The 23,509-nt window shown below is 50.1% G+C and carries 21 protein-coding genes and 1 riboswitch; of the genes, 20 read left to right on the plus strand and 1 reads right to left on the minus strand.

Features of this window, described 5'->3' with window-relative positions:
* Positions 1-13: 13 nt before the first annotated feature.
* The 14 genes from WH45_RS16215 to WH45_RS16280 all read left to right on the plus strand — a co-directional run bounded on the left by WH45_RS16215 (position 14) and on the right by WH45_RS16280 (position 14,335).
* Positions 14-613, plus strand: a complete 600-nt coding sequence (locus WH45_RS16215) for a hypothetical protein (protein WP_046215479.1) — start codon at positions 14-16, stop codon at positions 611-613.
* A 396-nt stretch (positions 614-1,009) separates the two neighbouring features.
* Complete coding sequence (locus WH45_RS16220) at positions 1,010-1,510, plus strand: Lrp/AsnC family transcriptional regulator (RefSeq protein ID WP_046215480.1); 501 nt, start codon at positions 1,010-1,012, stop codon at positions 1,508-1,510.
* A gap of 15 nt (positions 1,511-1,525) precedes the next feature.
* The gene (locus tag WH45_RS16225) at positions 1,526-2,728 is read left to right on the plus strand and encodes an aminotransferase class I/II-fold pyridoxal phosphate-dependent enzyme (RefSeq protein ID WP_046215481.1); all 1,203 of its coding nucleotides are present in this window, start codon (positions 1,526-1,528) and stop codon (positions 2,726-2,728) included.
* A 132-nt stretch (positions 2,729-2,860) separates the two neighbouring features.
* Complete coding sequence (locus WH45_RS16230; protein ID WP_046215482.1) at positions 2,861-3,127, plus strand: aspartyl-phosphate phosphatase Spo0E family protein; 267 nt, start codon at positions 2,861-2,863, stop codon at positions 3,125-3,127.
* 160 nt (positions 3,128-3,287) lie between these two features.
* On the plus strand, positions 3,288-3,845 hold the full coding sequence (locus WH45_RS16235; protein WP_046215483.1) for a hypothetical protein: 558 nt from the start codon (positions 3,288-3,290) through the stop codon (positions 3,843-3,845).
* Positions 3,846-3,958: 113 nt separating this feature from the next.
* Positions 3,959-4,525 carry a cob(I)yrinic acid a,c-diamide adenosyltransferase gene (locus WH45_RS16240; RefSeq protein WP_046215661.1) on the plus strand — a complete coding sequence of 189 codons (567 nt, stop codon included), beginning with the start codon at positions 3,959-3,961 and terminating at the stop codon, positions 4,523-4,525.
* An 18-nt stretch (positions 4,526-4,543) separates the two neighbouring features.
* Positions 4,544-5,614: an RluA family pseudouridine synthase gene (locus WH45_RS16245; protein ID WP_046215484.1), complete on the plus strand. Its 1,071-nt coding sequence runs from the start codon at positions 4,544-4,546 to the stop codon at positions 5,612-5,614.
* Between the two features lie 85 nt (positions 5,615-5,699).
* The gene (locus WH45_RS16250; protein ID WP_046215485.1) at positions 5,700-6,062 is read left to right on the plus strand and encodes an arsenate reductase family protein; all 363 of its coding nucleotides are present in this window, start codon (positions 5,700-5,702) and stop codon (positions 6,060-6,062) included.
* 329 nt (positions 6,063-6,391) lie between these two features.
* Entirely contained in the window at positions 6,392-7,255 is an 864-nt protein-coding gene (locus WH45_RS16255) for a 5'-3' exonuclease (protein WP_046215662.1), read from the plus strand.
* Positions 7,256-8,365, plus strand: coding sequence for a phosphodiester glycosidase family protein (locus WH45_RS16260; protein WP_046215486.1), 1,110 nt, complete (start codon positions 7,256-7,258; stop codon positions 8,363-8,365).
* A gap of 265 nt (positions 8,366-8,630) precedes the next feature.
* Positions 8,631-9,530 (plus strand): ROK family protein, encoded by a 900-nt coding sequence (locus tag WH45_RS16265; RefSeq protein WP_046215487.1) that lies wholly within the window; start codon positions 8,631-8,633, stop codon positions 9,528-9,530.
* Positions 9,514-10,296, plus strand: coding sequence for a DsbA family protein (locus tag WH45_RS16270; protein ID WP_052723817.1), 783 nt, complete (start codon positions 9,514-9,516; stop codon positions 10,294-10,296). Before WH45_RS16265 ends, WH45_RS16270 begins: the two co-directional genes overlap by 17 nt.
* 5 nt (positions 10,297-10,301) lie before the next feature.
* The gene (locus WH45_RS16275) at positions 10,302-10,772 is read left to right on the plus strand and encodes a disulfide oxidoreductase (RefSeq protein WP_046215488.1); all 471 of its coding nucleotides are present in this window, start codon (positions 10,302-10,304) and stop codon (positions 10,770-10,772) included.
* A 350-nt stretch (positions 10,773-11,122) separates the two neighbouring features.
* Positions 11,123-14,335 carry an HAD-IA family hydrolase gene (locus WH45_RS16280; RefSeq protein ID WP_046215489.1) on the plus strand — a complete coding sequence of 1,071 codons (3,213 nt, stop codon included), beginning with the start codon at positions 11,123-11,125 and terminating at the stop codon, positions 14,333-14,335.
* Positions 14,336-14,466: 131 nt separating this feature from the next.
* On the opposite strand, the gene corA is transcribed toward WH45_RS16280, so the two are convergent.
* Entirely contained in the window at positions 14,467-15,402 is a 936-nt protein-coding gene (corA, locus tag WH45_RS16285) for a magnesium/cobalt transporter CorA (RefSeq protein ID WP_046215490.1), read from the minus strand.
* Between the two features lie 410 nt (positions 15,403-15,812).
* A riboswitch (SAM riboswitch) is annotated at positions 15,813-15,949 on the plus strand.
* Between the two features lie 145 nt (positions 15,950-16,094).
* Here corA and metA point away from each other — a divergent pair.
* The 6 genes from metA to yfcE all read left to right on the plus strand — a co-directional run bounded on the left by metA (position 16,095) and on the right by yfcE (position 23,212).
* Positions 16,095-17,036, plus strand: a complete 942-nt coding sequence (gene metA, locus WH45_RS16290) for a homoserine O-acetyltransferase MetA (protein ID WP_046215491.1) — start codon at positions 16,095-16,097, stop codon at positions 17,034-17,036.
* A 149-nt stretch (positions 17,037-17,185) separates the two neighbouring features.
* Positions 17,186-18,388 carry a PLP-dependent transferase gene (locus tag WH45_RS16295; RefSeq protein WP_046215492.1) on the plus strand — a complete coding sequence of 401 codons (1,203 nt, stop codon included), beginning with the start codon at positions 17,186-17,188 and terminating at the stop codon, positions 18,386-18,388.
* Positions 18,385-19,593: an aminotransferase class I/II-fold pyridoxal phosphate-dependent enzyme gene (locus WH45_RS16300; RefSeq protein WP_046215493.1), complete on the plus strand. Its 1,209-nt coding sequence runs from the start codon at positions 18,385-18,387 to the stop codon at positions 19,591-19,593. The genes WH45_RS16295 and WH45_RS16300 overlap by 4 nt, the downstream gene beginning before the upstream one ends.
* A 433-nt stretch (positions 19,594-20,026) precedes the next feature.
* On the plus strand, positions 20,027-20,824 hold the full coding sequence (locus WH45_RS16305; protein ID WP_046215494.1) for a meso-2,3-butanediol dehydrogenase: 798 nt from the start codon (positions 20,027-20,029) through the stop codon (positions 20,822-20,824).
* 494 nt (positions 20,825-21,318) lie between these two features.
* Complete coding sequence (mqnC, locus tag WH45_RS16310) at positions 21,319-22,455, plus strand: cyclic dehypoxanthinyl futalosine synthase (protein WP_046215495.1); 1,137 nt, start codon at positions 21,319-21,321, stop codon at positions 22,453-22,455.
* 211 nt (positions 22,456-22,666) lie between these two features.
* Positions 22,667-23,212, plus strand: a complete 546-nt coding sequence (gene yfcE, locus WH45_RS16315) for a phosphodiesterase (RefSeq protein ID WP_046215496.1) — start codon at positions 22,667-22,669, stop codon at positions 23,210-23,212.
* Positions 23,213-23,509: the final 297 nt, after the last annotated feature.

Raw genomic sequence — 23,509 nt, forward strand, 5'->3', positions numbered from 1 at the left:
GGGGAATAAAATAATGGATACAACAGTATGCCCATGGTGTCACAGCGAGATCGTATGGGACCCGGAATTCGGACCGGAAGAGTCCTGCCCCCATTGCGGTAATGAATTGAACGGTTACCGCACGCTGAATATTGACCTGGACGAAGGCGAAGAAGAGGAACAACAATACGAAGCAGCTGTTCGTGCAGCCCAGCAAGAGCAGAAGCCCGAGCGCGAAAGTTCTATCGCTTCCCGGGCGACTACCCTGCTGGATGAAGCGGAGCTGTTCCACCAGCCGAATCTCTCTTCCCTGAAAACGATCGAAAAGTACGGCGATGAGAATTTCAAGATGGTCGATTATGAAGAAAACGTCGAGCGGCTGCTGGACAAGCAGGAAGAGATTCCGCAGTGTCCGCATTGTCAGGAATACATGCTGCTGGCGGGTACGCAGGAGCACGGAGCAAGCGGATTCACACCGAATCAGTCCGCCGGCAAGGAACTGGCTTTCCTGCAGGCTCCGTTCAAGGTGAATGTGTATGTATGCCCGAGCTGCTTCCACGTGCATCAGAGTCTGGGCGAAGAAGAGCGTCTGCGCATGATTGACCATCTGACTCGTCACCAGGACAACAAGTAATCATTTATATTGATAAAAAGTATGAATTAGCCAAACGGCGCCTGCGGCAGCTGATCAGAGGAGATCAGTTAGCCGCAGGTGCCTTTCTATTTGCAGATATGATCAGAGCATCGGTTGATGAAGAGGGCGAAAGTTTGGAAATATGGGTCAGGCTGAACAGCTCCAGCTCTGGCCGGTGAATACCGATAAGCTCACCCGCGTGCAGCAGCGCGGCAATCGGGCTGTAGATGGTACCGTTAAGGCCATAGTTCCACAAAGTAACAATGAAGCATCTACACTCTTTTTATAACGTGCAGATGGTCATATACAGGAGTGGCAGGCGGTCCGGGGGTTGCAGAAGTATACGTTTCGTGTAATATTTAATATTAATCTTTCGCACTTGGAGGCCATACATTTATGAAGGAACTGAGCGAGCTTAAGCTGCAGGTACTTGATCTGTTAAAAGAAGATGCACGGCGCACACCACAGCTGATTTCGACGCTGCTGGGTGTAGAGGAAGCCGAGATTAAACAGGCAATTCAGGAATTGGAAGATGACCATGTTATCGTCAAGTATGCCACTGTCGTCAACTGGAGCAAAGTCGATGAAGAGACCGTTACCGCACTGATCGAAGTACAGATCACACCGGAGCGCGGCCGTGGATTCGAAGGAATTGCAGAGCGCATTTATCTGTATCCGCAGGTGAAATCCGTCTACCTGATGTCCGGCGCCTATGACCTATTGGTCGAAGTGGAAGGCCAGAACCTCAAAGAGGTAGCCAGCTTCGTGTCCGAACGGCTGTCTCCCATTGAGTCCGTACTGTCAACGAAAACTCATTTCATTCTTAAAAAATACAAACAGGATGGCATTATTTTCGAAGAGAATGAAGATGACCAGCGCCTGATTATTTCCCCGTAAAGGAAGAGGACTACTATGATTGTCAACCGTGAACAGCCAGCCGGAGAGCCCAGGTCGATGAATTCGTATCTGTCACCGCTTGTACGTGAAATAAAGCCTTCCGGTATCCGCAAGTTTTTTGATCTGGTAAGTGCCAGCAAGGATATTATTACACTTGGCGTCGGAGAGCCGGATTTCACCACACCATGGCATGTGCGCGAAGCCTGTGTCTACTCGTTGGAGCGCGGGTATACGCGCTATACGTCCAATGCCGGTATGCCGGAGCTGCGTGAAGCGATTGCCGGTTATCTGGAAAATGAATTCAAAACCTCCTATGATCCACAAGACGAGATCCTCGTCACCGTCGGCGGCAGTGAAGCGATTGATCTGGCTTTGCGCGCATTGATCGCACCGGGAGATGAGATTCTGATTCCGGAGCCGTGTTACATTTCCTATTCACCGATCACAGCGATCGGCGGGGGTGTGCCGGTAGGTATCGAAACCTTTGCCAGCGATAACTTCAAGCTGACTGCCGAAGCGCTGGAGAAAAGCATTACACCGCGTTCCAAAATTCTGATTCTCTGTTATCCGAGCAATCCGACAGGAGCGATCATGACGTATGAAGACTGGCTGCCGATTGCCAAAGTGGTGGAAAAGCACGATCTGATCGTTATTTCCGATGAGATTTATGCCGAACTGACCTATGGCACCAAGCATGTCAGCTTTGCTTCTATTCCGGGGATGAAAGACCGCACCATTCTGGTGAGCGGCTTCTCCAAAGCATTTGCCATGACCGGATGGCGGATGGGCTACGCCTGCGGACATCCGGATCTGATCTCGGCCATGCTCAAAATTCACCAGTATACCGTCATGTGTGCACCGGTGATGGGTCAGGTCGCTGCGCTCGAAGCGCTGACGAACGGACTCGGTGAAAAGGACAAGATGGTGGAGTCGTACAACCGGCGCAGACGCTTGATTGTCGAGGGATTCCGTCAGATCGGTCTGGAATGCCATGAGCCGCAGGGAGCCTTTTATGCGTTCCCGAGCATTCAATCCACCGGACTTACTTCGGAGGAATTTGCTCAGCAGCTGCTGTTGGAAGGCCGCGTAGCAGCCGTACCCGGCACCGTATTCGGGCTTGGCGGCGAAGGCTTTATTCGCTGCTCTTATGCTACCTCTGTTGCCCAGCTGAGTGAGGCACTGGAACGGATCGGTTCCTTTGTTGCCAAAATTAAATAATTTCCAGTAATACCAATTGTCACAAAAATATCTTATTATCTCCTTTAGACCAAATTTCTGCTTCCATTTCAGATCACCTGTGCTATAATAGGTCTTCGGAAGCAGGAATTTTATTTTGAAGGAGGTAATTATTTGTATTGTACGGAATATCCGGGTCCGATCTACCGCGGGCTGATGCTCTCGGAAAATCAGACTGTCTGGCCGCAGCAGCCGGAGTCAATCAGAGCCAGACAATTACTTTCCCTGGAAAATGAGATTCGTGTACTCCGCAGCCAGATGGAACAATTATTCATCGAACAGCAGTCGTTCATCGCAGATGATGTACTGGAAGTCAGCATGATGCTGGATCTCAAAATCAATGAATATATGCGACTTACGAATAAGAAACCTTCATTATAGAATCATGTAGAAAGCATAGAAATGGTATAGACCAAGTTATTGCTGATACATACGCAGTTATATTCGAACATATGCCGAAGATCCTGATGCAGGGTCTTCTTTTTTTACGCCGGAAAGCTATGGTATGATGAATTGTAGCTAAGTTGAAGGGGGAACACCCGTGAAGGCATGGACAAAAGGAATCATACTGGCAATCTGTTTGCTTCTGGTCGGCCTGCTGGCTGGTTGTGGAGGCAATCAGCAAAAAGATCCGAACCAGGTCAAAGTGTTCATTATGGGAACAGAAGGATTTCCGCAGGAAATGGCCCAACAGATTCAACAGAAAATCCAGCAGAAGCTGGGCAGCAGCCTGACGGTAACGGTGAGCACGACACCGGTGTATTCACCGGAGAAGCTGGTACTGGAATATGTAGACCATATGGATGATATTATTATTCTGCCGGAAAACGATATGAAATCATATGCGGCAAGTGGAGGGCATCTGGTACTGGATCAGGATTTTGATGCCAAAACCTATGCCAAGGGAGTCACCAAAGGGGCTGCCAATGAAGAAGATACCGATCCAGCCAAGCAAAAAGAGCATCTGTTTGCCATTCCGGTGAATCAGATGGCGGTATTCAAGGAGATCGGTTACACCAAGGATGATCTGTATGCGACCATACCGCTTTTTGCCAATCATGATAATGCAGTCAAAGTACTGAAGGCAATGATTGAATAAGAATAATGATGATACCCTGACGCTGGGATCGTATCGGGTTATTATGCACTCTTCCTGGGAGAATACATTTCCGGGGAAGAGTAGGTTAAATGATGGAACAGGGAGGAACGCTGATGGGCATCTATACACGAACAGGTGATGAAGGGCAGACCTCTGTTATTGGCGGAAGAGTGAGCAAGGATGATATCCGTGTCGAGGCCTATGGTACGATCGACGAATTGAACAGCTTTGTCGGACAGGCGGCTGCACTATCAGAGGGCGAGATATTCGCGGATCTGCGTGAAGATCTGCTGCTGATTCAGCAGGAGCTGTTTGACTGCGGCTCGGATCTGGCCTTTGTCAAACTGAGTGAGAACAAATACAAAGTCCATGAAGAGATGGCGGTACGTCTGGAAGAATGGATCGACCGGTACGAAGTGGAGAATCCGCAGCTGGAGCGTTTTATTTTGCCGGGCGGTCATGCGCTGGCTGCAGCGCTGCATGTATGCCGTACCGTCTGCCGCCGTGCGGAACGGCGTACCGTTACACTTGGTGCAGCCGAGGAAATTAATCCGGCAGTTCGCCAGTATCTGAACAGGCTGTCCGATTATTTCTTTGTCGTAGCCCGTACAGCCAATGTGCGTACCGGTGTAGCCGATATCGAATATGTACGCAGTCAAAAAGTATTTCGCCGCAGCTGAGAGGAACGTGTCACAGGAATGAACAGTGAACAGGAAATACAGAAAATCTATTATGATCCGATCATCTACCGGGTCGAACCGCAGGATGAAGGCATGCTGCTGAAGACCATACTGAATCGGCGCATGGGCGTCTCCCGCAAGCTGACGTCCCGGATCAAGCTGACCGAGCATGGCGTCAAGTTGAATGGAGAGCGTGTCTATGTCGATCATAAGGTCATCGCCGGCGATACGGTCGAGGTGCGCATGGAGCGGGAATCCTCGGATGATATCCTGCCTCAGCCGATGGATTTGGATATTATTTATGAAGATGAGCATCTGCTGATCGTGAATAAAAAGGCGGGTATTATCGTTCATCCGACACATGGTCATTATACGGATACGCTCGCCAATGGAGTCGTCCATTACTGGCAGCAAAAGGGCGAGCAGTTTCGTTTCCGTCCGGTGCATCGTCTTGATCAGGATACGTCGGGTGTGCTGGCAATCGCCAAAAATCCGTACGTACACCAGCATATCTCCGAGCAGATGATCAATGATCAGGTATTCAAGTCGTATCTGGCCTATGTGCATCATCTGCCGCAGCCTGCCGAAGGTCGAATCGAAGGGGCAATTGATCGCGATCCGGATCAGCCGCATGTGCGGATTGTGACGCCGGATGGCTATCACGCGGCTACCCGTTACCGCGTAGTAGAAGCATTTGCGGGGCATGATGCCTCACTTGTCTCTCTGCAGCTGGAGACCGGCCGCACCCACCAGATCCGTGTGCATATGAAGCATATCGGCTGTCCGCTGATTGGCGACCGGATGTACGGGTATGCACCGCCTTTGCCTGCTGCCGAATCAACGACATCCGCAAATGATGAACAATCGATTCCGCTGAAAATAATAGCCGATGCCTCTGCCAATATGGAAGCCGAGCAGGTCGTACCCTCTCAAGCTATACGCAAGCTGGATCAGCTCGCAGGTCGTCAGGCACTGCATGCGTATGAGCTGGGCTTTATTCACCCGGCAAATGGGGAGTATATGACTTTTCAGGCACCACTGCCCGAAGATCTGGCTCTGCTGGATGCCGCTTTGCGTCAATTGGGCTGACCATGTATGGACAGGGTGACCATTTCGTAAAATAAAGATCGGCCTTACAGATATCAAGTTTACGATCAAAGGAGAATTCGTTGTTATGAGTAAATTAACCGTATATCAGTACCCACAGTGCAGCACCTGCCGCAACGCCATTAAATGGCTGCGTGAACAGGGGCATGAACTGAATCTGGTGCATATCGTTGAATCCCCGCCGAGTGCAGAGCATCTGCGCGAACTGGTGGAGCACAGTGAGCTGGAACTGAAAAAGTTCTTCAATACCAGCGGTGAAGTGTACAAATCGATGAGCCTCAAGGACAAATTGCCTGACATGAGTCCCGAGGAGCAGCTGGAACTGCTGTCCCAGAATGGCAAGCTGATCAAGCGTCCGATCGTTACGGATGGCGACCGGGTTACTGTCGGCTTCAAAGCAGACATGTATGAATCCGCCTGGAAAGCATAATTTGGAATAAATATACGGAAAATCTCATACAGAATATCTGTATAAAGATTACGCAGAAGATTTTCCATTTACATGGTTTTCCCAACCAAAAGCTCCTTTCTTTTCTGGAAGGGAGCTTTTGGTTATGTTCGTATTTTAATCGTGAGAGGAGCTAATCCACTGTCCATATTAGCCGAGTACCGGCACGACATGAGAATCCGGAAATTCAGCCGAACAATTGGTTGCTGTGAACAGTTGTACAGTCAGCTGGATATTCGGTATGATATAGTCAAACTGGTTTCATATGTATAGGAGAGAAGACACAATTGACAGAACTTAAAGAACGTAAAATGATGTTAGTCGACGGTATGGCACTGCTGTTCCGCGCGTATTATGCTACTGCCCAGACGGGTTATATCCGCCGCACCCAATCCGGCATTCCGACCAATGCGGTCTATGGATTTGTACGTTATCTGTGGGATGCGGTTCGTCTGTATGAACCGACCCATATCGCCTGCTGCTGGGATCTGGGTACCCAGACTTTTCGCCGTGAGGAATTCGCCGCTTACAAGGGTAACCGGACAGCTGCGCCGGATGATCTGATTCCGCAGTTTGACCTCATTTTGGAAGTGACTGAGAGCATGGGCATTCCGAATCTGAGTGCACCGGGATATGAAGCGGATGATTGCATCGGCACCATTTCCCGCGAGTTGGAGCAGGATATGGAAGTGCTCATCCTGACCGGAGATCATGATATGCTGCAGCTGGTTGATCACCGTACCAGCGTTATTATTATGAAAAAAGGCTACGGCAACTACAGAGTCTACACCCCCGAATCACTGCTGGAAGAAAAGGAACTCACACCCGCACAGATTATCGATATGAAAGCCTTGATGGGCGATGCGAGCGATAACTATCCAGGTGTCAAAGGCATCGGGGAGAAAACGGCCGTGAAGCTCGTCAAGGAATACGGAACAATTGAGGGCATTCTGGAGAATCTGGAGCACCTGACCCCTTCGGTTCGCAAAAAGATCGAAGCGGATCTGGACATGCTGCATCTGTCCCGCCGACTCGCCACGATTCATCGTCATGTCCCGGTCGTCTGCACGCTGGACGAGTGTCTGCTGCTGCTGGATGATGATGCGATTACGACCAAATTCGAAGAGCTGGAGATCAAGAGTCTCTGTTCGATGCTGGGAGTGGGTGTGTTTTAAATGAAAAAGACGCCCGTACTTCTTCCATTCACTCGCAGTACTGTAATGCTGCTCTGTATGGCGCTCATCCTGTCGGTACTGCCATCCGCCTCAACGACTGCGGTCGCTGCCGGATCGTCGACGTTTAAGACATCTGTGCAAAAAGTAACGGCAGCCGGCCGTACGTTTACCGTGCAGACTGTACGTATTCCCAAAGGCACCGCTACAGCCGTCGGACTGGCGGACCGCCAGGTTGGTCGTACCGCTTCGCTGACCTCGATAGCCCGCTCCTATGGAGCCGGCGCTGCAATCAACGGTGCCTTTTTCGAAGCGTACGGTGGTCCGCCGGACCCTTATGGCACGCTGATCTCCGGTGGACGTCTGATCCATCTAGGCCGCTATGGGACAACGATTGGATTTACCAAAGATGGCACGGCGATGATGGACAGTCTGCGCCTCTCGGTCACCGGTACGGTCACTCCGGTACAGGGCAGAAGCTCCAGCTGGTATGCAACCTGGTTTAACCGTACGCCGGGAGCTTCGGCCAGTACGTCGATCGTCTATACGCCGGATCGCGGAGCAACAACCGGATTCAGCGGAGGGGTAGCCGTTACTGTCGTGCAGGGGAAAGTCACCCGTAAAGCGAATAATAAAAATACAGCTATTCCCACAAATGGATATGTCATCGTCTATACCGGCAGTGAGAAGTCGACCGCCGACCGCTTTCAGCCGGGAGCCCGTGTAGAGATGAATATCGAATATCAGGATATGCATGGCAAGGATATTCCATGGCAGGATGTAGTAACAGCTGTCGGCGCAGGTCCACGTCTTGTGGATAATGGCAAGATTACGCTTAACGCTGCAGCCGAAGGATTTCAGGACCCTAAAATTCTGAATGCTTCCGGTGCACGCAGTGGGATCGCCATTATGGCGGACGGTTCCGTTATGATCGCTACGGTGCCGGGAGCAACGATGAAGCAGTGGGCTGCTGTCATGCAGAAGCTCGGTGCCCGGGATGCGATGAATCTTGACGGTGGTGCTTCCTCCGGCATGTATGCCAATGGTCGCACGATCACTGCTGCCGGACGACTGCTCAGCAATACGCTTGTATTTGGCGGCAGCCGCTCGTAACCCATACCGCCCATTAATTGGAATGGTTATTTATAAAAATCGTTATCGATCCAGTCGTGAAACCTACATTCATGACAAGGCTGCCTATCTACCCTGAATATGTAACCTCTAAAAGGTAAAGAAGTAAAGCTCTGCATCGTCTCTGGCTCATACAGCCCCACATGGATCTGACATTTGTCCGACACAGAAAAGGCGTATGATCAGAGACGGACGCAGGCTCATCACAGATGATCCCAAAGGATAAGCAAAGGAGACGCATGAATTTATGAGAAAACTCGGAGCAATCGAAGCAGGCGGTACCAAATTTGTATGCGGTATTGGAACAGAGGATGGACAGATTCTCGAACGTGCCAGCTTCCCTACAGAGACACCGGAGATCACGATGCAGAATGTGGTTTCATTTTTTGAAGGAAAAGGCATTGAAGCGCTGGGGATTGGATCATTCGGTCCGATCGACCCGATTCCGGGCAGCCCGACTTACGGATACATAACAACCACTCCCAAGCCGCACTGGGGACAATTTGATATCGTGGGACATATGAAGCAGCATTTCCCGGTTCCGATGAGCTTTGATACCGATGTAAACGGTGCAGCGCTCGGGGAATATACCTGGGGAGCAGCCAGAGGACTGGACAGCTGCATGTATATTACCGTTGGTACAGGTATCGGTGCAGGTGCAGTAGTGGACGGCAAAATGCTGCATGGACTGTCTCATCCGGAAATGGGACATATTCTCGTTCGCCGTCATCCGGAAGATACCTTTGAAGGCTTCTGTCCGTACCATGGCGACTGCCTGGAAGGCATGGCTGCAGGCCCTGCTATTGAGAAACGCTGGCAAGTCAAAGGTTCCGAATTGACGCCTGATCATCCGGCATGGGAAATGGAAGCCTATTATCTGGCACAGGCGCTGATGAGCTATGTACTGATCCTGTCCCCACAGAAAATCATTATGGGCGGCGGTGTGATGAAGCAGGAGCAGCTGTTCCCTCTGATCCGCCAGAAGCTCCAGAAGCTGCTGAACGGTTATGTGCAGCATCCGAGCCTGCAGGAGAATCTGGATCAGTATATCGTCTCTCCAGGGCTTGGAGACAATGCCGGACTGTGCGGTGCGATAGCACTGGCGAAGCTGGCTCTTGAAGGAGAGGAAGGTGCAGCCGTTGTCTAATTCCAAACCAGGCAAGAAAAAGATGAATCCGGAAATCAAGCGTCAGAAAAATCAGGAACGTCTGGAAAAAGAACGTGTACGCCAGCGGAAAACGATGCGGAATCTGATTATCGGTACAATCGCGGTAATCGCGGTTGTGGTGCTGCTGATCGTTCTGATTCCCAATAACAAAGACACTGCCGGTACGAATGGCAAAGCTCCGACGACATTTGATTATGCCCAGCTTCCGGTCAAAGGCAAAGCCGAGGCTCCGGTCAAAATTGTGGAATTTGGCGATTTCAAATGCCCGATCTGCAAGCAGTATAACGAGCAGATTATTCCCCAGATCGAAAAAGATTACATCAATACCGGTACAGCAGCACTGTACTTCTCTAACTTCCCGTTTATAGCTGAAGATTCCAAGACAGCAGCTCTGGCGGTAGAATCGGTCCATCAGCAGAAGAGCGAAGCATTCTGGCCTTATCTGGATGCAGTCTATGCAAATCAAAAAGACGAGAATACCGAATGGGCAACAACCGATTATCTGGTCGAATTGGCGGAAAAAGCGAATCTTGGTATCGATACGGCCAAGCTGCGTGAAGATATCGAGAAAGAGACTTATGCCAAACAAGTCCAGGCCCAGTATGACAAGGGAGAGGCGCTGCAGATTCCCGGCACGCCGTCGATCTTTATCAATGGTGTACCATACACCGGCGATCTGGGAGACTACAATGCACTCAAGCAGGCGATTGAGCAGGCGAAGACCGCTGCCGGATCGGAGGGATAATCCTGATGCAGACAAGTGGCTTCAAGCCATTTCTGGCAACGTATTATCTCTTTCTCGCCTGGATTATAGCGATTTTGGCGACCGGTGGCAGTCTCTATCTGAGCGATGTACTCAAGTTTGAACCGTGCAAATTATGCTGGTTCCAGCGCATTTTCATGTATCCACAGGTTATCCTGCTGGGGATTGCCGCTTACCGCAGCGATCGCCGCATTGTAAGCTATGCCATGCCGCTGAGCATTATAGGTGGTCTGATTGCTCTGTATCATTATGCAGAAGAACGCATTCCCGCACTGGCCCGTGTGACTCCGTGTACGACAGGAGTTCCCTGCAACCAGTCCTATTTTGAACTGCTCGGCTTTATTACGATTCCATTTATGGCGCTGGTCGCTTTTCTAATCATCACACTGCTGCTGTGGCGCGGCGGTCGCGCTTATGATGAAGTGACTGATCAGGAGCTGGAGTATGATGAGGAATAAAGATATGCGCATTCCGAGCATTGACTGCAGCAGCTTTGAAATCAAACATGTGATTCTCGCATAAGTTGTAAATAGGCAGGTCCCTTTCTATAATCTTAAGTAGAAAGGGACCTTTTTATATATACAGAAATGATATGGAGATATTCCGTAAGGCTGCCATATTTCTGGCTGACAGAATTTATTTTTAGTTTAAATTCTTTGTAAGAGCTTTCAAGATTGAAATATGGTTAATTATTTTAGAGGGTATGTTTATGCAATCCAATGCTGCATGAATATATGAAAGGTATGGCATAACCATCGGAACCAGCATAATCTGAAGCAGCAGTCCAAATCAGAAAGGAGCCAACGGAATGAGAGAAGGAACAACGATCTATACAGTAGAACCATGGACAATTCGTGAGACTTCATATAATCCGCAGTATAACCGCAGAAGTGAGACGGTTTTCACCGTGGCTAACGGATACATTGGAATGAGAGGCCACTTTGAGGAAGGTATGGATGTACCGGAAGTGGATGCACTGAACGGTACATATCTAAATGGATTTTATGATTCGGCGGATATCATCTATGGTGAGGAAGCCTATGGTTACGCACGCAAACGGCAGACGATGCTGAATGTAACCGACAGCAAGATTATCGAGCTGTGGATCGAGGGAGAGCGCTTCAACCTGCTGGCCGGGCGTCTGATCGATTATGAGCGCACCCTGGATATGCAGACCGGCATACTGACTCGCCAGATTACATGGGAGAGCGGGACAGGCAAATGTATCTCCATCCGGATCGAGCGTCTGGTTTCCTTTGCCAACAAGCATGTGGCAATGATTCGTTATACCGTCAAACCGCTGAATTTCTCCGGAGAGATTACACTGGTATCCGCATTGAACGGAGAAGTGCATAATGAAATCTCCGAAGGTGATCCGCGTGCCGGGGCCGCCTTTACCGGACAGGTGCTGAATACAATTGGCAAGCATGAAGAGAGTACCTATATGGCGCTGGAGCAGCGCACGACAGAGACCGAATTCCATCTCTGGTGTGCAGCCGATCACCGGACGAATCGCAAATACAAACTCAAGAGCGAGCAGCAGGAACAGCGTCTGGAGAAGCATTTCACCTTTACACTCAAGCAGGACACGGAAGCGGTGCTGGAGAAAGGGATCGTCTATTACACTTCCAAGGATTATGAGATAGCGCATCTGCCGATTCTGGCAGAGTCCACACTTAAGGATGTGATGAGAGACGGCTTCAAAGCGCTGGCAGAACTGCAAAGACAGCGTCTGGATGAATTCTGGGAAACCGCGGATATTCAGGTGGAAGGCGATGAGATGCTGCAGCAGGGGCTGCGTTTCAATGCTTTCCATCTGTTCCAGTCGGTCGGCCGGGACGGACGTACCAATATCGGTGCCAAAGGGATTACCGGGGAAGGTTATGAAGGTCACTATTTCTGGGATACCGAGACGTACATCATGCCGTTCTTCCTGTATACCCAGCCGGATCTGGCGCATCAGCTGCTGGAATTCCGCTATCATACCCTGCCCAAAGCAAGGGAACGTGCTGTCGAGATGGCCGGCTCGGGTGCACTCTATCCGTGGCGTACAATCGGCGGGGAAGAAGTGTCTGCCTATTATCCGGGCGGAACCGCACAGTATCACATCAATGCGGATGTGGCCCATGCGATCATCCAGTATACCGAAGCGCTGGACGATCAGGAATTCCTGCGTACCAAAGGGTTAGAGATGCTCGTGGAGACCTGCCGATTCTTCATGTCTGCCGGCGACTGGATTCCGGGAAAAGGCTTCTGCATTAACGGAGTCACTGGTCCCGATGAGTATACGGCGATGGTGAACAATAATACCTATACGAACATTATGGTCAAGGACCAGCTGGAATTTACGGCTCGGGAATTGAAGAAATGGTGTGATACTGATCCCGACTCTTATGAAGCGATGATCTGCAGCCCGATGGGACTGACCAATGAAGAGATCGACGTATGGGAACGCGCGGCAGAGTCCATGTACATTCACCGCCAGAGTGGTCTGATCGGGCAGGATGATTCTTTCCTGGACAAAGGGATCTGGGACTTTGAAAATACGCCGCCCGAAAAATATCCACTGCTGCTGCATTTCCATCCGCTCGTTATTTATCGTCATCAGGTGCTCAAGCAGGCCGATCTGATTCTGGCGATGTATCTGATGGGTCACCGGTTTACCAAAATGGAAAAAGTGCGCAACTACGCTTATTACGAGCCGCTGACGACGCATGATTCCTCGCTGTCTGCTGCGATTCATGCGATCATGGCAGCAGAGCTCGGCACAATGGACCCGGCTTATGATTTCTTTATCCAGTCGGCACGGATGGATCTGGATGATTTCCATAGCAATGTCAAAGACGGGATTCACGCCGCTTCCATGGCAGGCAGCTGGCTGACGATTGTTGGCGGGTTTGCCGGGATGCGGCAGTATGGAGGAAGGCTTCATTTTGAACCGAAATTGCCGCCGGGCTGGACACGCTACAGCTTCCGCGTACAGTTCCAGAAGCGTCTGCTGGAGATTACCATAGATGGCAATCTGACGACCTACCGGTTGATTCGCGGAGAACCGCTGATCATTGAGCATTACGGACATGAACGGCTTGTCGCCCTGACCCAGCCGCTCGTTATCAAAAACCGTGCCCTTCGGGCGGTGATCTTTGGTCTGGAAGGGGTGCTGATGCCGATGCCAGAGAAGCAGGATATCTACTTTGGCGGTACACCTGCCCATTCCCTGGAATATGCACCGGAGCCGCTGCCAACGGTAGAACATGAGGAGAATGGAGTACTGGGCAGTGCCGGCAGTCCGTCTTCGGAAGGTAACGGTAAATCAGAGTCCGAGGCAGTGGAGGAGCTGGCCCAATCGGCACCGGATAACGAAGCGGATACCAGCACCGATACGGAAGCGGCAGGCACTTCTGCTCGTTCTTCGGATGAACAGGCATCTATGCATATGGCTGCCGAGCCGTCCCAAGAACAGAACAAGCCGTCCGCGAAGCAGAGCAAATCTGCTCAGCAACCCGCTGAAGAACCGGCGCCTGTACAAGGCGATGATGGTGAGGATAGCGCAATGGATGCCAAGCCGCAGGCAGAATGGGATCCTAATGTACTCAGCAATCCGCTGTCCCATGAATACATTTACCGTGAATATCTGATGCCTGGTGTAGTGGAACTGCTGCAGCAACTCAAGGAGCAAAATGTCACTATTCTGCTGGCGACAGATCGTCCGGACGCCCGGGAGATTATGGATCGCCTCGGTATTGATGACTACTTTGCCTCCATTATTCAGGCACAGGATATTGAACATCCGAAGCCCGATCCGGAAGTATTCGTACTCGCCGCCGAATCCGTCAATATTCATCCGTACCACTGTATGGTAATTGAGGACTCGGCAGACTGCCTGCGCTCGGTTCGTGAAGTGGGTATGAAGACGATTGGTGTCAGCATCCAGCACGTTATTGACCATGCGCATTTCACCGTTGCCAGCCTGACTCACCTGAATGCCGAGACGATGGAGAGATGGATGGAGATTCCATGATCGGCCATACCTTATCCATTTTGCCAATTCATTATATATAACAGGTTACCACTGCGATGTAATCACAATGTAACAACAAAAAAGCTGTCCTGATCCCCGTTAACCGATGGGGCAGGACAGCTTTATTCATTTCAGATCCAGTCTTTTTTGCGGAAAGTGAAGAACATGGTCAGACCGAGAATGATCATGATGCCGATCACCATCGGATAACCGAAATGCCATTTCAGTTCCGGCATGTATTCAAAGTTCATTCCGTATATACCGGTAATCACCGTCAGCGGCATGAATATGGTCGTAATCGCTGTAAACACACGCATAATTTCATTCGCCCGGTTGGCGATACTGGACTGGTAGGCTTCTCGCAAGTTACCCATCAGATCGCGGAAGGTGTCAAACATCTCGGATACTTTGACCGCATTCTCGTAGACGTCACTGAAGTATTTTTGCAGCTGATCGTCGATCAGACGCAGGTCTTTTTTGTTAAGCGTGTTAATGACCTCACGCTGTGGACCGAGCACGCGCTTAAGCCAGAGAATCTCGCCGCGCAGACCGATAATTTCATTCAGATGCGACTTTTTGGTGTTCATCAGGATATTTTCTTCCAGACGCTCGATCTGATCCTCGATTCGGTCACCGACGGTAAAGTAGTTATCCACCACCAGATCGACCAGCAGGTACATGAATTTATCCGGACGGCTGACTTCCTCTTCCCACAAAATCGGCTTAAGTGTCCGCAGTTCGCTGATTTTCTGCCGGGTCACTGTAATAATAAAATGACGCCCCAGGAAGATGTTCAAAGCGCGCAGGAAAATCTCTTCATCATCGAAACGGATGCTGTTAACCACGATAAAGTAATGACTCTCGTAGATTTCAATTTTTGGACGCTGCTCTTCATCGCCCATCATGTCCTCGACCGCCAGATCATGCAGCATAAACAGCGGTTGAAGCAGGATCAGGTCATCAAGACCGGCGTCAATCCAGTAAAATCCTTCGTCAGGAGCCACCAGCGCTTCGTTAATATCTTCAATGAGTGTAAAGTTACCAGCATTCACGTGCCGAATTTTCATATTCCTCTACTCCTTTTTTGGTTAAAGTGAGCAGGAAAATACACGGCAATCATACATACTTATTTAAAGCTTCGCTGTATATGAAAAAAATGCATTTTCAAAAATGGCGCGCTCCTCCGGTATCGTATTGTCGTTCATTTCCTGCAGTTGTGACTTCCTGTACTGCCAGCTCGGCCTCGGGTCGCCTTCCATCTTGAAATTCACCTCTTTGGATTCAAATACTTTTATGAAAAACATGAAAATACGTCAAATACTTGTTAAGTATACCGTGGGGACAGCAGGCTTTCAAGCTTTAAAAACAATCATGCCTGATAACTTATTTATCGGACCAATTCACCCTTGACGATAGATACAAAATTAGTATAAATTATGATATAAGTAATTCGGCTTAACACAATTGAATAAAGCGAATCTTATCAAGAGCAGGTGGAGGGACTAGCCCTATGAAGCCCGGCAACCGGCGGTCATATACCGTACGGTGCTAATTCTAGCAGAGATACAGGTACATCCTACGATGAAGTATCTGGTATCTGCTGACAGATGAGAGAGGCGCTTATAGACGTGAATTCTACGGATATGACCTTTCTCAGTGTGCAAGACAGAGAAAGGTCTTTTTTGCGTATATGGCGCTGATTTCTCAACCCTGCACCTACCCTCATACTACTTACACTGACCCCAAGGAGTGAATCAACATGCCGATCAAAATCCCTGACAGCCTGCCCGCCAAGGAAGTACTGGCCGGAGAAAATATTTTCGTGATGGATGAATCCCATGCGTACCATCAGGATATTCGTCCGCTTAAAATAGCGCTGCTCAATCTGATGCCAACCAAGGAGACGACCGAGACCCAGCTGCTGCGTCTGCTCGGGAACAGTCCGCTGCAGGTAGACATCTATCTGCTGCATACCGAATCCCATACTTCCAAAAATACATCTGCCGAGTACCTGAACACCTTTTACAAAACGTTCCAGGAAGTGAAGCATCTGCGGTTTGACGGATTGATCGTTACCGGTGCGCCGGTAGAGACGCTGGACTTTGAAGATGTGAACTACTGGGAAGAGATTCAGGAGATCTTTGATTGGAGCAAGACCAATGTCACTTCGACCATGCATATCTGTTGGGCCTCGCAGGCGGGATTGTACCACCATTTCGGTATTCCCAAAGTGGACCTGCCGGAGAAATGTTTTGGCGTATTCCCGCATACGCTCAACAAGACCAATGTCAAACTGCTGCGTGGATTCGACGAGTTATACTATGCGCCGCATTCCCGCCATACCGAAGTGCGGCATGAAGATATCGCCAAAGTCGAAGAGCTGGAGATTCTGTCCGAATCCGAAGAAGCCGGTGTGTACATCGTAGCGACGCGCGACGGCAAGCAGATCTTTGTCACCGGTCATTCCGAATACGATCCGCTGTCCCTGAAATGGGAATATGACCGTGATATCGCCAGAGGCATGGATATCGCCGTTCCGAAAAATTATTATCCGAATGATGATCCAACCCGTACTCCGCCGTCCACCTGGCGTGCACATGCCAATCTGCTGTTTGCCAACTGGCTGAATTATTATGTGTACCAGGAGACTCCATATGATCTGGGTAACGAGAAGGCGCAAGTAGGGCAGTATTCCATTTGACGCTGACCTGTTCCCCGGAATAAAAGATATAACCTTTTGGAAATGTTAACTCAATTGGACTTTCCGCATCTACACATTCCTGGGAACTCCAATAACCAATCGCAGTACAGTTATTCATGGCTCATATACCCCAGAGGAGGAAATTACGAATGACGGACCATAATGCAAAGGATTCATCCCTTAATATCGAAAGCCGGCTGGCACAGATCGGCTCTGTGCAGGAGCCGGTAACCGGAGCGATCAACTTTCCCATTTATCAATCTACCGCTTTCCGTCATCCGGCACTCGGCAAGAGTACAGGCTTTGATTATATCCGTACGACCAATCCGACGCGGGCGGTACTGGAACAGGCAGCTGCCGAGCTGGAGTCAGGTGATGCCGGATTTGCCTGTAGTTCCGGTATGGCCGCCTTGCAGACTATTTTCTCCCTGTTCGGACAGGGCGATCATCTGATTGTCTCGCTGGATCTGTATGGAGGAACGTATCGTCTGCTGGAGCGCATTCTGTCCAAGTTCGGCATTACCGCCTCCTACGTGGATACCAATGATCTGGAAGCCATGGATAAGATCCGTCAGGACAATACCCGGGCCGTATTTATCGAGACACCGACCAATCCGCTCATGATGATTACCGATATAGCGGCAGTAGCCGGCTGGGCCAAGCAGCATAATCTGCTGACTGTAGTGGATAATACGCTGCTGTCACCATTTTTCCAGCGTCCGATTGAGCTGGGAGCGGATATCGTTATCCATAGTGCGACCAAGTATCTGGGCGGACACAACGATGTACTGGCCGGTCTGATCATTACCAAAGGCAAGGAATTGTCCGAAGAGATGGCTTTCCTGCACAATTCCATCGGCGCAGTGCTGTCGCCGACAGACTCCTACCAGCTGATGCGCGGAATGAAGACACTGGCTCTGCGTATGGAGCGTCACGAATACAATGCCACAGCGATTGCCACTCACCTGCAGCAGCATCCGCAGATTGCCCAGGTGTACTATCCTGCGCTGCCGGACCACCCGGGCCATGATGTACAGAATCGACAATCGAGCGGCAATACCGGTATTTTCTCTTTTAAAGTGACCGATGCCCGTTATGTGGAACCACTGCTGCGTCATATCAAGCTGATCGCTTTTGCCGAAAGTCTGGGCGGGGTAGAGTCGCTGATGACGTATCCGGCGATCCAGACGCATGCGGATATTCCGCTGGAAATACGTGATGCGATTGGTGTGGATGACCGTCTGCTGCGTTTCTCCGTCGGCATCGAGCATGTGGATGATCTGATCGCGGATCTGGATCAGGCGCTGGAAGCTGCACGTCTTGAAGTGGAAGGAAGGAGCGTGAGCGGATGAGTGGAAATGGGCAGCATAACCATAACCAGCCTGCGTCCTCCGGTCATCCTGCTGCCGGAGCGCAGCAGGCACGCGGATTCGATACGAAGCTGATTCATTTTGGCGGAGAAATCGACCGGGCGACAGGGGCGTCGAGTGTGCCAATTTACCAGGCATCGACCTTTCACCAGGAAGATATTCTGAATCCGCCGCAGCATGATTACAGCCGTTCCGGCAATCCGACACGTCAGGCGCTGGAAGATTACATCGCCCTGCTGGAAGGAGGGACGAACGGATTTGCCTTTGCATCGGGAATGGCAGCGATATCGACCGCATTTTTCCTGCTGTCTGCGGGTGAGCATGTCATCGTCACCGAGGATGTATACGGAGGAACGTATCGTCTGCTGACGACGATTCTCAACCGGATGAATATCGAGATTTCCTTTGTCGATATGACCAATCTGGAACAGGTCAAAGGAGCGCTGCGTCCGAATACGCGCGCCGTCTATATGGAGACCCCTTCCAACCCGACGCTGAAAATTACCGATATTCATGCGGTAACCGAATGGGCGAGAGAGCATCATCTGCTGACGCTGCTGGATAATACGTTTATGACTCCGTATTACCAGCGGCCGATCGAGCTGGGCGTAGATATTGTCCTGCACAGTGCGACCAAGTTCCTCGGTGGTCACAGTGATGTGCTGGCCGGACTCGCCGTGACCCGTACCGAGCAGCTGGGCAAACAGCTCAAGCAGCTGCAGAACAGCTTTGGCAGTGTACTCGGACCGCAGGACTGTTGGCTGCTGATGCGCGGGATGAAGACGCTGGGCGCGAGAATGACCCATTCGGAGAAAAGCACAGCCCGGCTGGCCGAGTGGCTGAGCAAGCGCAGCGATATTACCCGTATCTATTATCCGGGATTGCCGGATCATCCGGGGCATGAAGTGCATGTGAGCCAGTCGACAGGCTTCGGCTCGGTCATTTCCTTTGATGTCGGTTCCGGCGAGCGTGCCAAGCAGGTACTGGACCGGGTGCAGCTGCCGCTCGTAGCAGTGAGTCTGGGGGCCGTCGAGAGCATTCTCTCCTATCCGCCAACGATGTCCCACGCCGCCATGGGTGCAGGTGTCCGGGCAGAACGAGGGATTACCGATGGACTGCTGCGTTTCTCGGTGGGGCTGGAGGATGTGGAAGATTTGATCGCCGATCTGGAGCAGGCGCTGGCGTAGGAGCAGGATGATTCGCAGAATCTTTCTTTAGTGCTACACAGCTTTTTACAGATAAAGAAAGCAGCTATAGGCTGAATGGATAGATGAGTGAATAGATAGATGGTTTACGACAACTCCTGTTGCATACGGGAGTTTTTTCTTTATTGTAGAAACATTTCCGGGAATTTAGATGATGTTTAAATCAGGTGGCAAAGTGCTTACGTATACTTGTGAGCTTACACAATCGCAGTAAGCCTGCTGCTCTGATGATCGGAATTCATATCCAGAGAGCAAGTCAATATGAACATACCGATTTTTAATGTGACAGTCGGTTTCTGGCCTGTACATTCATTTCTCTCATGTATACGCTACCATCGTTTATATTTTATTTCAGCGGGTAATGACCATACGTGAGAACGTTGAATTTGATTAGTAAATACGGAGGGAACTGCATATGACACAGAACAAATATCCTTTTGACGGCTCGATTGTATTGATTACTGGCGCAAGCACAGGGATTGGACGTGCTGTAGCTGTTGCATTTCTGGAGAATGGCGCGAATGTGGTACTCGCTGCGCGCAGTGAAGATAAAATGAAAGAAATCGTGAAAGGTTACAGCGATGACCGATACCTGATCGTACCGACCGATGTGCGCAAGCGTACCGAGGTCGACGCGCTTGTTCAACAAACGGTGGATCATTTTGGTAAGCTGGATGTCGTGATCAGCAACGCCGGTGTATCGGTAGCCGGTCCGATCGAAGAATTGACCGACGAAGACTGGGAAAATATGCGTACGACGAATGTGGATTCACAGGTATATCTGGCACGGGCAGTCGTACCGCATCTGGAAAAATCCCAAGGATCCATTATTGCAACGTCTTCCGTCTCCGGTCTGGCCGGCGATTGGCCGCACCCGGCCTACAATGCGACCAAGGGTGCCATCAGTCTATTTGTACAATCGCTGGCACTGCAGCTCGGTGAGAAAGGCATACGCGTCAATGCGATTGCTCCAGCCTTTACCGTAACTGAAATGACCAAGCCGATGATGGAAGAGGGCGGACAGGAGCTGGTCGAGAAATTCAAGTCCCGTGTGCCGCTGCAGCGAATCGCCGATGCCGAAGATGTGGCACCTGCCTATCTGTTCCTGGCCAGCCCGGATGCACAGTACATTACCGGTGTGATTCTGCCGGTCGATGGCGGTACCATTGCTTCGAACGGCCAGGGCAACTCGCCGCGTGAATTTGGCAATTGATCGGCTGGTGTACGAAATAGATTCTGTTCCTTGTAATAGCAGATCATACCGTTTGAATGAAGCAGGCTGCGCTATAATGATCCAATAGCAGATGCAGCTGCGTATAGCAGGAAGACGCCTTTATTGTGCAGGCGTCTTCCTTTTTTATATAAATAGCAGGTGTATGGCAATCGAAGGCGGAGTATATATGCAAAAAGGATGCCGATGAGTTGGAATCAGACCCTTCCGATTTTGATCCGGTTGCTAGTAGGAAGAAAGCTTCTGTAATATGTTGCGGAAATTGTATTTTTATCGCAAAAATCACCGGACTGTCATTTCCATGCCTATTTTTCAAATGTGAAATATGTTACGATAAGTCATGTCGCTATCGAAATTATTTTAATTTTTAGATATAGCGGGTATATGACATTACTGGAATATGAACAGAACAACATCCAATTTACTTTTCGACATCATACCTTGATGCCTGAAATAGGTTATAGGGAGGCTATAATATGAATACAGTAGATCATATCCTGGAAAAAGCCCTGCAAGGTGGACGTCTGGACCTGGAAGATACTATTGCACTATATGAATCCGATCAGATCGAGAAAATGGGCCATACCGCGAACCAGCTGATGATTCGCAAAAACCCTGATCCGATCACCACTTTTGTTATCGGACGTAACGTCAATTACACCAATGTATGCGACGTATTTTGCCGTTTCTGTGCGTTTTACCGTCGTCCCGGTTCTGCCGAAGGGTATGTACTGCCTGACGAAGTGATCCTGCAAAAGATTCAGGAAACCGAAGATGTAGGCGGCACAGAGATTCTGATGCAGGGCGGCGTGAACCCTGACCTGCCTTTCGAATACTACCTGAATATCCTGCGCAAAATCAAAGAACATTTCCCGAATATCACCATGCATTCCTTCTCCCCGGCAGAGATTATGAAAATGCAGCAGCTGTCCGGCATGTCGATGGAAGATACGATCCGCGCGATTCACGAAGCAGGCCTTGATTCCCTGCCAGGTGGCGGCGGCGAGATTCTGGATGACCGTACCCGCCGCAAAATCAGTCGCCTCAAAGGATCATGGCGCGACTGGATGGACGTGATGCAGACAGCACACAAAGTAGGCATGAATACGACTGCGACGATGGTTATCGGCTTTGGCGAATCCATGGAAGAGCGCGCGCTGCATCTGCTGCGTGTTCGCGAAGCCCAGGATGAATGTATCCAGAACGGCTACGATTCCGAAGGCTTCCTGGCGTTTATCTCCTGGACATTCCAGCCGGATAACACCAATATGAAGGCAGAGAAACAGACGCCGGAGCAGTATCTCAAAAACGTGGCGATCAGCCGCATCGTGCTGGATAACATCAAGCACTTCCAGTCTTCCTGGGTAACAATGGGACCGGAAGTTGGCAAATTGTCGCTGAGCTATGGCTGCGATGACTTTGGCAGCACGATGATGGAAGAAAACGTCGTATCCGCTGCAGGTACAACGCATAAGGTCAATATTGAGCAGACATTGGACATCATTCGTGCAGCAGGCAAAATTCCTGCACAGCGCGATACCAAGTACAATATTCTTAGAGTATTTGACGATGAGAGCCAAAAAATCCAGCGTGATTTTATTATGCAGAACTAATCAGGGAGCAGCTTGATTTCCCTTTCATACAGACAAGACAAAGGCTCTGTAATCCATAATCGGGTTACAGAGCCTTTTTGATAGGGTCCTTAGTTCATTTCATGACATTGTGCTACATTATATATGAAGAACCACCTACTATATAATAGCTGCTCGAAAAGTCCATATGCACATGCGTTTCAAAATTCATCCATCCCGAGGAGGTATAGTAATGAAAATTATGTTCATCTCCGATATCCATGGTTCCCTGTACTGGCTGAACCGTGCGATCGAGAAAGTGGAGCAGGAGAAGCCGGGACAGATCGTTCTGCTCGGCGATTATATGTACCACGGTCCCCGCAATCCGTTGCCTCATGAGTACAATCCGGCCGAAGTGGCCAATACGCTCAATCGCTACCGGCATCAGGTAATTGCCGTGCGGGGCAACTGCGATGCAGAGGTCGATCAGATGCTGCTGCAGTTCCCGATGATGGGCGATTATGTTATCCTTTATCATGAATCCCGCAAAATCTATGTCACTCACGGACATGGCTACAGCATGGAACATCTGCCGCAGCTAAAGCCGGGAGATGTGTTTATCCAGGGGCATACCCATATCCCGGTAGCCGAGCAGCGGGATGGCATCTATTTGCTTAATCCGGGTTCGATCGCTCTGCCCAAAGAAGACTACCCGCATTCCTACGGCATCCTGGAAGGCAGCACATTTACCGTCCGCAGCTTTGAGGAAAAGGTAGTCAAGCAGATTACTTTTGAATAGGAATATCCACTATTCTGTATCCATACACATTCTCTTATCCCCATGTAAAGTAACAATTCGTGCAGAATGCTTGACGCGTATGGATCACACTTTTATAATGATTGAAGCACAGCAATCAAAATGAATACATGAGCAATGACGAAGACACGAGGCATGGAACCGTCCGGTTAGAGAGAGGGAAATCAACACGCTGCAATTTCCTCCCGTGACAGCTATGACCTTACCACTTCCGAGCTATGATGTTGAACCCGGCGATCGATGCTACATAAGTCCGGCAGTAAGCTCCATCGGTTCATC

The organism is Paenibacillus wulumuqiensis (assembly GCF_000971965.1).
GTDB classification, from domain to species: Bacteria; Bacillota; Bacilli; order Paenibacillales; family Paenibacillaceae; genus Saccharibacillus; species Saccharibacillus wulumuqiensis.